At 68.0% G+C, this 11,220-nt stretch carries 12 protein-coding genes and 1 pseudogene; all 13 read right to left on the bottom strand.

The window, feature by feature from the left end; genetic code table 11:
* Nucleotides 1–118: 118 nt before the first annotated feature.
* Nucleotides 119–658: an adenine phosphoribosyltransferase gene (locus F1D05_RS00415; protein WP_185445206.1), complete on the bottom strand. Its 540-nt coding sequence runs from the start codon at nucleotides 656–658 to the stop codon at nucleotides 119–121.
* Nucleotides 658–1,836: a protein translocase subunit SecF gene (secF, locus tag F1D05_RS00410; protein WP_185445204.1), complete on the bottom strand. Its 1,179-nt coding sequence runs from the start codon at nucleotides 1,834–1,836 to the stop codon at nucleotides 658–660. The genes F1D05_RS00415 and secF overlap by 1 nt, the downstream gene beginning before the upstream one ends.
* Nucleotides 1,836–3,608, bottom strand: a complete 1,773-nt coding sequence (gene secD, locus F1D05_RS00405; RefSeq protein WP_185445202.1) for a protein translocase subunit SecD — start codon at nucleotides 3,606–3,608, stop codon at nucleotides 1,836–1,838. Before secD ends, secF begins: the two co-directional genes overlap by 1 nt.
* An 81-nt stretch (nucleotides 3,609–3,689) precedes the next feature.
* A complete protein-coding gene (gene yajC / locus F1D05_RS00400) occupies nucleotides 3,690–4,124 on the bottom strand; it encodes a preprotein translocase subunit YajC (RefSeq protein WP_185445200.1) in 435 nt (144 codons plus the stop codon).
* 196 nt (nucleotides 4,125–4,320) lie between these two features.
* A pseudogene (gene ruvB / locus F1D05_RS00395) lies at nucleotides 4,321–5,374 on the bottom strand (Holliday junction branch migration DNA helicase RuvB).
* Nucleotides 5,375–5,376: 2 nt separating this feature from the next.
* Complete coding sequence (ruvA, locus tag F1D05_RS00390; RefSeq protein WP_185445199.1) at nucleotides 5,377–5,979, bottom strand: Holliday junction branch migration protein RuvA; 603 nt, start codon at nucleotides 5,977–5,979, stop codon at nucleotides 5,377–5,379.
* 43 nt (nucleotides 5,980–6,022) lie between these two features.
* Entirely contained in the window at nucleotides 6,023–6,619 is a 597-nt protein-coding gene (ruvC, locus tag F1D05_RS00385; protein ID WP_185445197.1) for a crossover junction endodeoxyribonuclease RuvC, read from the bottom strand.
* Between the two features lie 76 nt (nucleotides 6,620–6,695).
* Complete coding sequence (locus F1D05_RS00380) at nucleotides 6,696–7,862, bottom strand: GNAT family N-acetyltransferase (protein ID WP_185445195.1); 1,167 nt, start codon at nucleotides 7,860–7,862, stop codon at nucleotides 6,696–6,698.
* 24 nt (nucleotides 7,863–7,886) lie between these two features.
* Nucleotides 7,887–8,369 carry a hotdog fold domain-containing protein gene (locus F1D05_RS00375; protein WP_246486330.1) on the bottom strand — a complete coding sequence of 161 codons (483 nt, stop codon included), beginning with the start codon at nucleotides 8,367–8,369 and terminating at the stop codon, nucleotides 7,887–7,889.
* 95 nt (nucleotides 8,370–8,464) lie between these two features.
* Nucleotides 8,465–9,226, bottom strand: a complete 762-nt coding sequence (locus tag F1D05_RS00370; protein ID WP_185445193.1) for a YebC/PmpR family DNA-binding transcriptional regulator — start codon at nucleotides 9,224–9,226, stop codon at nucleotides 8,465–8,467.
* 34 nt (nucleotides 9,227–9,260) lie between these two features.
* A complete protein-coding gene (gene pdxT, locus F1D05_RS00365) occupies nucleotides 9,261–9,860 on the bottom strand; it encodes a pyridoxal 5'-phosphate synthase glutaminase subunit PdxT (RefSeq protein ID WP_185445191.1) in 600 nt (199 codons plus the stop codon).
* A gap of 14 nt (nucleotides 9,861–9,874) precedes the next feature.
* Nucleotides 9,875–10,435 (bottom strand): DUF6891 domain-containing protein, encoded by a 561-nt coding sequence (locus F1D05_RS00360; RefSeq protein WP_246486329.1) that lies wholly within the window; start codon nucleotides 10,433–10,435, stop codon nucleotides 9,875–9,877.
* 177 nt (nucleotides 10,436–10,612) lie between these two features.
* The gene (locus F1D05_RS00355) at nucleotides 10,613–11,164 is read right to left on the bottom strand and encodes a hypothetical protein (RefSeq protein WP_185445189.1); all 552 of its coding nucleotides are present in this window, start codon (nucleotides 11,162–11,164) and stop codon (nucleotides 10,613–10,615) included.
* Nucleotides 11,165–11,220: the final 56 nt, after the last annotated feature.

The raw sequence follows: 11,220 nt of genomic DNA, 5'->3' as shown, positions 1-11,220 counted from the left end.
CGCCGGGTCTTCGCCCACTTCGTATCCCTCCGCCGACAGAGCACCAGTCTAGGGGGCACGGACCAGCGAGGCGGACACGGGCTGTGGACAACACGCCAAATTGACGTGACCGACGACTTCAGACAGTGACGAGAGCGCTGAGCTGCTCCCCTTCGAGTCGCTTGCGGCCCGGCAGGAAGGACAGTTCCAGCAATACCGTCGTACCGGCCACTTCGGCCCCACAGCGCCGTACCAGCCGCAGGCAGGCCTCGACCGTGCCGCCGGTGGCGAGCACGTCGTCGATCACCAGCACCCGGTCCCCCGGCTCGAAGGCGTCCTGGTGGACCTCGATGGTCGCCTCGCCGTACTCCAGCGCATACGACTCCTCGTACGTCGCGGCCGGCAGCTTGCCCTTCTTCCGGACCGGGACGAACCCGGCTCCGAGAGCGAGCGCGACCGGAGCGGCCAGGATGAAGCCACGGGCTTCGATCCCGACCACCTTGTCGACGACGACCTTGCCATCGGCGTCCCGGCCCGCGGCAGCCAGCGCCTGGACCACGATGCTGAAGCCCTCGTGGTCCGCCAGCAGCGGGGTGATGTCCTTGAACATCACTCCCGCCTGCGGATAGTCCGGGATGTCGCGGATGCCCTCCTTGAGGACCTGCTCCAGCGACCGCATCACTTACCGCGCTTGGAACGCGGCTTGCGCGTCGGCTGCGGGCGTCCTGCCGAGGTCGACGACTTCACCGGCCGGCTCGAGGTGACCGGCGTGCCGGCCTTCGGGCGGTCCTGCTTGCGCGCGCTCGGCTCGTTCACGATCGTGGCAGCAGCCCCGGCCGCCACCGGCACCGGCGTACCGGAGGCCGTGGTGGCAGTGGCACCGCGCTTGGCGAGCACCCGGCGGCGCAGCGCCTGCATGCCCGGCTCGCGCTCCTTGAAGGTGGCCAGCAGCGCCGGAGCGATGAAGATCGAGGAGTACGCGCCGACGGCGATACCGACGAAAAGCGCCAGGGACAGGTCCTTCAGTGGCCCGGTGCCGAGCACCACGGTGCCGACCACGAGGATCGACCCGACCGGCATCAGCGCGATCAACGTGGTGTTGATCGACCGTACGACGGTCTGGTTCACGGCCAGGTTGGTCGCATCGCTGTAGGTGAAACGGTTCGACCCGGTGATGCCACGGGTGTTCTCGCGAACCTTGTCGAAGACCACGACCGTGTCGTACAGCGAGTAGCCGAGGATTGTCAGGACGCCGATCACCGTCGACGGTGTGACGTCGAAGCCGATCAGCGCGTAGACGCCGACCGTGATGGTGACGTCGTGGATCAGCGCGAGGATCGCGGCCATCGAGGCCTTCGGTTCCCGGAAGTAGGCCCAGATCACCCCGAAGACCAGGACCAGGAACACGATCAGGGCCCAGATCGCCTTGTTCGCGATCTGAGAACCCCACGAGGCGCCGATCTGCGAGGTACTCACCTTGTCGACGGGCACGGCCGCCTCTGTGGCGATCGCCGACCGGACCTTGGCGATGTCGTCCTGGCTCAGCGGCCGGGTCTGCACCCGCACCTTGTTGTCGTTGACCGTGGTGACGACCGGGTCGCCCAGGTCCTTTGCGTTCGTCGCCTTCACCGCACTGGTGAAGTCCCCGACGGTACTGCTGGTGACCTTCACGTCGGTCTGGTACTCGACGCCACCCCGGAACTCGATGCCGAGGGCAAGGTGTCTGGCGAACAGGCCACCGAGCGAGATGACGATCAGCGCGATCGAGATCGAGAACCACAGCTTGCGCTTGCCGATGAAGTCGTAGGAGACCTCACCGCGGTGCAACTTGGCACCGATGTTTCCGAGTTTCGACATCAGAGCTCGCCTCCCACGGGCTTGCGCGTCGGCCGGGAAGACTTGGACGCCGGACGGCCTGTCGGTTTCATCTGGCCTGGCAACCGCTCGACACCGAGGTGTTCGGGGTCGAGGCCGGACAGCTTGTGACCGTGGCCGAAGAAGTCGGTCCGGGCCAGCAGCGTCACGATCGGCTTGGTGAAGATGAACACGACCAGCAGGTCGATCAGGGTGGTCAGGCCGAGCGTGAACGCGAAGCCCTTCACCCCGCCGACCGCCAGCATGTAGAGGACCACCGCGGCCAGTAGCGAGATCGAGTCGGCCGCAATGATGGTGTGCTTCGCCCGCGTCCAGCCGGTCTCCACCGACGAGCGCAGGCTGCGGCCCTCGCGGACCTCGTCCCGCAGCCGTTCGAAGTAGATGACGAACGAGTCCGCGGTGATACCGATCGCGACGATCAGACCGGCGATACCCGCCAGCGTCAGGGTGAACCCGATCGACTTGCCGAGCAGTACGACCGACGCGTAGGTGAGCGCCGCGGCCGCGGCCAGCGACAACACCACGACCAGGCCGAGCCCGCGGTAGTACAGGAACGAGAAGATGATCACCAGGCCCAGGCCGACCAGGCCGGCCACGATCCCGGCCGACAGCTGGTCGCCACCGAGCTGGGGCGAGACCGTCTCGACCGTGGAGGTCTCGAACGAGACCGGCAGCGCGCCGTACTTCAGGACGTTCGCCAACTGGCGGGCCTCGGGCTCGGAGAACGAGCCGGTGATCTGCGCCTGGCCACCCGGGATCGGGTTCGTCACGCTCGGGGTGGAGATGGCGACGCCGTCCAGGACGATCGCGAACAGGTTCTGGCCCTGCCCGCGCTGAGAGATGTTCGTGGTGGCGTCGAGGAACTTCTTGCCGCCCTCACCGGTGAACTTCAGGTTGACCTGCCATTGGAACCCACCTTGCGGGATCCCCGCACTGGCGTCGGAAAGCTCCGTGCCCTTGAGGATCGCGGGGCCGAGCAGGTACTTGTACTGGCCCTGCTGGTCGCAGGAGATCAGCGGCTTGTCCGGCTGGTCGCGGTTCGGATCGGCGTCCTTCTTGATCGTCGCGCACTCGGCCGCCGCAAAGGCGGCCTGGGTGGTCGCGTCCGGGGTCCACTTCAGCGGGTCACCGGTCGCCTTCGGCAACTGGGCGCCGGGTGTGGCCGGCGTACTGGGCGTGGGCGTCGGCGTCGTACTGGGCTTGGGGGTCGGCGTCGGTGTCGGCGTGGCACCCGACAGCACGCTGCTCCAGGCCCGGCCCTTCGGAGTGGTGGCCGGGGTCGACGGGGGCTTGATGGTCGAGCTCGGCTTCGGCGTGGCACTCGTCGACGGCTTGCCTGTCGGCGTGGTGCTCGGCGTCGGCGGCAACGGGGCGCCGGCCTGCGCGTCGTAGACGATCCGGAAGTACAGCAACGCGGTCTGGCCGACCTGCTTGACCAGGTCGTCCCGGTTCGAGCCCGGCACGGCGACGTTGATGTGGTCGCGGCCTGACGTGGTGATGTCGGACTCACCGACACCGGCGCCGTTCACCCGGTCGGAGATGATGTTCTTCGCCTCGGAGAGTTGTTCAGCGGTCACCTGGCCACCGCCGGCCAGCGACTTGGCGGTCAGCGTGATGGTGGTGCCACCGCGCAGATCCAGGCCGAGCTTGGGCTGCCAGGACTTGGTGAGCCCCATCACCCCGAACAAGATGACCAGGATGACCGCCAGGACGATCAGGAGCCGTCCCGGGCGGGATGTCGTCGTCGTTGCCACGTCAGATTCAACCTTTGCGTTACTGGGCGCGCCGCGGGGTCACCATGACCCCCGCGCGCCGCACGCCGATAGGACGGAAAATCAGTTCTCGGTGTGCGTAGGCGGCAGCTTCGCCTTGTCCTGCACCTTTTCACCGGTCTCGGGCACGTCCACCGTGTCCCGGACCTCTTCGGCCGGCTCCTCGTCGTCGGCGTCGGCAGCCTCATCTGCCGGCTCCTCGATCTCGTCCAGGATGACCCGGCCGACCGCGCCCTTCACGAACTGGACCAGGACGCCCTCGGAGATCTCGAGCGTGACGTACTCGTCGTCGACCTCCTCGACGATGCCGACCACACCGCTGGTGGTGACCACCTTGGTGCCCGGCACCAGCTGGGCGACCGTGTCGGCCTGCTTCTGGCGCTGCTTGCGCTGCGTCCGGCTCATGAACCAGATCATCCCGACGATCAGGATCAGCGGGAGCAGGAGCGTGATGCCCCCTCCGCCGGAGGAGGCCATCGGTACGGCGATCAGTTGCATCGGGGCTCAGAATCCTTCGTAGAGAAAACGGGGGTCCTGCGCGCTCTGCTCAGGCGCGCAGGGTACGGCGGGATGGCCCGAGGTCAGGCCACCGGGGAGTCTAACCCCGAGCGGCGTTCAGTACCTCATAACACCGGGTCACGTTTGCGTTACTCGTTACCCCTTCCAACGCCCTCACCAGCCAGATCGTGCCCGGCTATTCGTCCTCGGTGTCGAAGAGGGTGTCGGCGAAAGTGGCGCCCTTCGGCACCGCCAGGCCGAGGTGGCGCCAGGCTGCGGGAGTGGCTACGCGGCCGCGTGGGGTGCGGGCGAGGTAGCCGGAGCGGACCAGGAACGGCTCGGCTACCTCTTCTACCGTCTCGCGTTCCTCGCCGACGGCTACAGCGAGCGTGGACAGGCCGACCGGGCCGCCGCCGAAGCGACGGCAGAGGGCCTCCAGGACGGAGCGGTCGAGCCGGTCCAGACCCATCTTGTCCACCTCGTAGAGCTCCAGGGCGGACTTCGACAGCGCCAATGTGACGATGCCGTCGGCGCGGACCTCGGCGAAGTCGCGGACCCGGCGCAGCAGCCGGTTCGCGATCCGGGGTGTGCCGCGGGACCGGGACGCGATCTCCGCCGCGGGCCTGGGCGGTGATGTCGACCTCGAGCAGGGCGGCGGACCGGTTGACGATCTTCTCCAGCTCGGCCGCCTCGTAGAACTCCAGATGCCCGGTGAACCCGAACCGGTCCCGCAGCGGCCCCGGCAGCAAGCCCGCCCGGGTCGTCGCGCCGACCAGCGTGAACGGTGGGATCTCCAGCGGGATCGCGGTCGCGCCCGGCCCCTTGCCGACGATCACGTCGACCCGGAAGTCCTCCATCGCCATGTAGAGCAGTTCCTCGGCGGGACGCGACATCCGGTGGATCTCGTCCAGGAAGAGCACTTCGCCCTCGTTCAGCCCGGACAGGATCGCGGCCAGGTCGCCGGCGTGCTGGATCGCCGGACCGCTGGTGATCCGCAGTGGCGCCGACAACTCGCTGGCGATGATCATCGCCAGCGTGGTCTTGCCGAGCCCGGGCGGACCCGACAGCAGCACGTGGTCGGGAGCGCGGTTGCGACCACGGGCGGCATGCAGGACCAGCTCCAGCTGCTCACTGACCCGGCGCTGGCCGCCGAACTCCGCGAGGGTGCGCGGCCGGAGCGCGGACTCGATCTTGCGTTCCTCGAGATCCGCGAGGTCCGCCGAAACCAGCGGCCGGACGTTGTCTTCCATCGCTATGCCTTCGACAGCGCGCGGAGGGCGGCCCTGAGCAGGTCAGGCACCGACGGCTCGCTGGTGCCCGCAGCCAAGGGGGACACGGCGATCACGGCGTCTTCGGCGTCGCGCGCGGACCAGCCGAGCCCGACCAGACCGGCATGCACCTGCTGGCGCCAGGCCTCGGCCGGCTGCAGCGGGCGTCCGGAAACCGTTCGCGACGGTGCACCGATCTTGTCCTTCAGTTCGAGCACGAGTCGTTGCGCGACCTTCTTGCCCACGCCGGGGATCTTCACCAGCATGGCCAGGTCCTCGGCTGCGACAGCCTGCCGCAGCTGATCCGGGCTCAGTACCGCGAGCGCCGCCTGAGCCAGCTTCGGGCCGACGCCCGACGCGGTCTGGAGCAGCTCGAACAGCTCCTTCTCGTCGGCGTCCGAGAACCCGTACAGAGTCAGCGAGTCCTCCCGCACCACCATCGAGGTGGCCAGCTTGAACTCCTGACCCGGCCGGAGCGTCGCCAGCGTCCCGGGGTGGCAGTAGACCTGCAGGCCCACTCCCCCGACCTCGATCACGCAACTGTCCAGCCCGATCGCGGCCACCGGGCCACGCACGAACGCGATCATCGACTACCTCCCCGTACTACGACGCAGCCGCGCGCCGTCGTCGTCATCGTTGCCCACCCTGCGCCGCCACCGCTGCCTTCAACCTCGCGACCTGCAACCGGGACTGGGCCTGCGCCTTCGCCTCCAGCTCAGCCCGGCTCCCAGCGGCCTCCTGCAGCCGGCTCGTCGCCCCGCCCCGCCAGACGTGGCAGATCGCCAGCGCCAGCGCGTCCGCGGCATCGGCCGGAGTCGGGCGCTCGGCCAGCTTGAGGATCCGGGTGACCATCGCCGTCACCTGCTCCTTGCCAGCGCGCCCCGACCCGGTGACAGCGGCCTTGACCTCACTAGGCGTGTGCAGCGCCACTGGCAGTCCGTGCCGGGCCGCGACCACCATCGCGACCCCGGAAGCCTGCGCCGTCCCCATCACAGTCCGGACGTTGTGCTGAGCGAACACGCGCTCGACCGCGACCGCGTCCGGCTTGTGCTCGGCGATCCACTCCTCGATCCCGGCCTCGATCCGGACCAGGCGCTTGGCCACGTCCAGGTCGGCCGGAGTCCGGATCACGCCGACCGCGACGAGCGCCGGCGGCCGTCCGGGTGAGCCCTCGACGACGCCGAGGCCGCACCTGGTCAGGCCAGGGTCGACACCGAGTACGCGCATGGACTACCTCCGAACGTTTGTTCGACAACCCTAGTAGCCCGGCCCGGTCGCCAAGAAATCGACGCGCCCGAACTTTTCAGAAGTAGTCGAGCATGTACGACGCGCTGGTGAACGCGGTGTCCAAGACAGCATCGGCCGCCTGCGAACCACCGAGAGCGAGGCCCGCCCGGCGCAACGTGGCGAGCGGCGTACCGGCGTACAGGCCCGCTAGGCCGCGTGCGGTGAGGCGGAGGGCTTCACTGCTCGCTGTGGAAGGGGTCAGTGAGCCAGAGCCGTCCGCGACCGACAGATGCCAGCGGCCGGTGTTACTGGGCAGCTCAGCGTCTTCCAGCTCCAGGTCGGCCTCCAGCGAGGCGCCAATCCCAAAGCCGCGTGCGGCGATCGCTGCTGGGGCGTCGAGGAGGCGGAGCATCCACCGCTGGAGCTGGGCGTTCTTGTCGGCCTCCTGCTCGATCAGGAGATGGATCGGATCGCTCGGAGGCACGTACGCACTCACAGTGCGCGCAATGGAGGAGCCGGAGCCGACAGTGGCCCACAAAGCACGTGCGGTCGCTTCGGAGCCGGCGATGATCTCGTCGACCCGCAGGTCGCCGCCTTCCCAGTTGTAGACGACGAAACCGTCCTCAGCCAGATAGCCGAAGTTGTCGTCGTCAGCGAGCCAGTCGGCCACCTTCGACTCGGACCAGACGAGCGGACCGCTGGTACGACCGGCAGTGTGCGCCTGCGCGACCAACTCGAGGATGCGTGCGGCGTCGTCGGCGCCCGCCCGGCGTACGGGGACTTCCTTGCCACCAAGGGCTCGCAGGCCGACCGCTGGAAAGCTGAATCGGTACCGGCCACCACCGAACTCGTACCCGAGGTGCCGGTAGATCACGGTGGTCGCCGGGTAGAGCGCGGTGAGCGGGAAGCCCTTGTCCACCGCACGCTGCAGTACGCCGCGCATCAGCAAGCTGCCGACCCCACGCCCCCTGTACTCCGGGGAGACCACGACGCCGGCGATACCGGCCATCGGTACCCGCCGGCCGCCCCACCACTGCTGGAAGTCCCAGAACCGGGCCGCCGCGACCACCTCGTCGCCGTCCATCACCCCGAGGTACCGGCCGCCGTCGATGAACTCCTTGGCGTCCTTCATCCAGTCGTCCCGGCTGGCTGCGTCCAGCGGTCCGAACGACCGGGATCGGACCCGGATCACGTCGTCGAGGTGCTCAACAGCAATGTCGACGAGTCGCACAGCATCAGTCACGGGACGACCCTACGACGCCCTTGTTCACGCGGGCGAGCGCATTACTACTTCTTGTCGGTGACCCACAGGTTGATGGTGCCTTCGACCACGACCGTGCCGTCGGAACGGACCGCCTTCACCCGGACCGGTACGTCGGGGGCCCGCGCTCCAGGCGTCCGGGTCGGTCTCTGCCGAGCAGGTGAGGTCTGAGGTCGACTTGGCCAGGTAAGCGACCTCCATGCCCTTGGGCAGCCACCGCTTTCCGCTGGGCACGGTCGCCTCGGCCAGCGCGCCCATTGCGGCCTCCAGACCGTTGCACACGGCAATGGCATGCACCGTGCCGATGTGGTTCTGCACCGCCCGCCGCTTCGGCAGTACGAGCGACGCGTAGTTCGGGCTCACCTGCACGAATCGCGGCCGGATGGACCGGAAGTACGGCGCCTTCCAGGTGAACGCGAGCGAGAACGCCCGGGTCCCACCCGGTACGCCGCGCAACTTCTCCCACATCCCGAACACCTGAGTCGCCATGACGGACATGTTACCCATGAGTAAGGCGTGTTGTCCGCCCACAACCGACCAGCGCCCCAGAAACCTCTTCCGGGGCGCAGGCGAAGGACGGAAAGTCAGCTGACCTGTTCCATGACCTCGTCGGAGACGTCGAAGTTGGCGTAGACGTTCTGGACGTCGTCGCTTTCCTCGAGGGCGTCGATGAGGCGGAAGATCTTGCCCGCGCCGTCGGCGTCCAGGTCGACCGTCATCGACGGGACGAAGGACGCGTCGGCCGACTCGTAGTCGATCCCGGCCTCCTGCAGCGCGGTCCTGACCTTGACCAGGTCGCTGGCCTCGCTGATCACCTCGAAGGACTCACCGTCGTCGTTCACCTCGTCGGCGCCGGCCTCGAGGACGGCCTCCATCACGTCGTCCTCGGAGTAGGACTTGCCGTCCTGCTCCTTGTTGACCACGATGACGCCCTTGCGGTGGAACAGGTACGCGACGCTGTTCGGGTCGGCGAGCGAGCCGCCGTTGCGGGTCATCGCGGTCCGTACGTCGGCCGCGGCCCGGTTCCGGTTGTCGGTCAGGCACTCGATCAGCATCGCGACGCCGTTCGGCCCGTAGCCCTCGTACGTGATCGACTGCCAGTCCGCGCCACCGGCCTCGGCACCGGAGCCGCGCTTGACCGCGCGGTCGATGTTGTCGTTCGGGACCGAGGACTTCTTCGCCTTCTGGACCGCGTCGTACAGGGTCGGGTTACCCGCGAGGTCACCACCGCCCGTGCGGGCGGCCACCTCGATGTTCTTGATCAGCTTCGCGAAGAGCTTGGCGCGCCTCGAGTCGATGACCGCTTTCTTGTGCTTGGTGGTGGCCCATTTGGAGTGGCCTGACATCGCGAACCCAACCCTTCTACCGCCTGCAACTGACTTAGTGGTCGCGCACCAGATCAGCGAAGTATCCGTGCAGCCGGGCGTCACCCGTCATCTCCGGGTGGAACGAGGTGGCCAGCAGCCGATCGTGACGAACCGCGACGATCCTACCTTCAGCCGGGCCAGAGCTCACGGTCGAGAGCACCTCGACCTCCCGGCCGACCCGCTCCACCCAGGGTGCCCGGATGAACACCGCGTGGTACGCCGTGTCGAAAGCCGCGAACTCCAGGTCCGCCTCGAAGGAGTCCACCTGCCGCCCGAACGCGTTCCGGCGGACCGTGACGTCGAGTCCGCCGAGCGTCTCCTGGCCCTCGATCCCGCCGGTGATCTCGTTCGCCAGCATGATCATCCCGGCGCAGGTCCCGAACGTCGGCATCCCGTCCGCGATCCGCTTCTGCAGCGGTTCGAACAGCTCGAACGACCGGGCCAGCTTGTCCATCGTGGTCGACTCGCCACCCGGCAGCACCAGCCCGTCGACCTCGGCGAGCTCCGACGGACGGCGTACCGGCCGGCCTTCGACGCCGACCTGGGCCAGCATCGCGAGATGCTCCCGCACGTTGCCCTGCAGGGCGAACACGCCGATCACAGGCTTGCTCACTTCGCTCCTCCGCCTCAGTAGCCGACCCGGCGCTGCCAGGTCAGGGTGGTCTCGATGCGGCCCTCGTCGAAGACGGCAGGAAGGTCGCGCTCGTGCAGTAGCGCCAGTACGTCGTCCAGCAGCGGTTCGCCGGGGGCCACGTTGGCGGTGTCCGGGTGCCAGACCTTCAGCTCGAGCATCCCGAAATCGACGGCGTGCCAGACATCGGTGTCGGTAAAGAACACCAGGCCCTTCGGCTCCGCCGCAGCCTCCAACGCCTGCCGTGCGTCGTGGTGGTCCGTGCAGTAGCGAACCACCACGACACCCAGCGACTCCAGCTCAGCCAGTACTACGTCCAGCCGGTCGGGATCGGTCTCGTCGGGCCAGTCAGCCGAGTCGGCAGCAAGAGCCGCCACGGCCTCGTCGATCAGCTCCGGGACGAGCGTGGCCGGGTCGGCGGAAGGCGCATCCTCCCGCACGGCCTCGGTCAACGCGGCCGTCACGGCGGCGCGGTCGGCGTACCCGGACCGCACCAGGACGCGAGCGAGACCGCGCAGCTCACGCGCGGCCCGCTCGCCGATCACCTGATCCGTCACTCGCGGCAGCCCAGGTCCTGCTTGATCACCAGCCGCGCTCGGCGAGGCGGTGCGGCTGCGGGATCTCGTCGACGTTGATGCCGTGGCCCAAGATTGTTGATTCCCGCCAGCGAGTCGGTAGTACGTCCATACCCGCCAGCGTAGTCCAGACCCGCTGCGGGCAGCTCGATGATGACATCAGGTGACACGGTCAGCGCTGTCCGAGAGCGGTTGATCGGGGTCAGAGCCCGAGAACCGAACCACCAGTCGTCCTGCGGCCTCGTCATCGAATCCTCCAGGCGGCCACTGGTAGGTCTCGGCAGCGGTCGGCCACAGGGCCATCAGCAGAGCGGCGTCGTCTGCTCGAATGTCCACCTCGAACTCGCCACGCTCGTAGACAAACATCACCTGGAACAGAGCCGGGCCAGCGGTGAATGTGATCGTCAGTCCGTGAGGTCCGGGCAGCTCCTCCAGAGCGGCCAGCCGTACGTCGCTGCCCCAGGCAGCGGCGTATCTGGTCGGTCCGACGAATGCGGTGGCCCAGACCCACACGCCCGGAGAAGGGCGCCTGCCGACACGAAGGTCATAGGCGAAGCCACGCGGAATCGACGGAGATCCGTAGGCATCGACGGAGATCGCGGTCTTGGTCGCCCATACCGCCAGCAGTTCGCGCTCTTGTGGGTTGAGCGTCGTCGGCTCGTTCCACATGCGCAGCAGCAAGGGCTTGCAGTCGTTCTCCAGGACGCTCAACCACCGGTTGTTGCAGTCCGAACAGACCTGCACCACCGGTACGGCGGGCCGACTCC

This window comes from Kribbella qitaiheensis, assembly GCF_014217565.1.
Lineage (GTDB): Bacteria > Actinomycetota > Actinomycetes > Propionibacteriales > Kribbellaceae > Kribbella > Kribbella qitaiheensis_A.
This window is presented reverse-complemented; position numbering and strand designations above follow the sequence as displayed.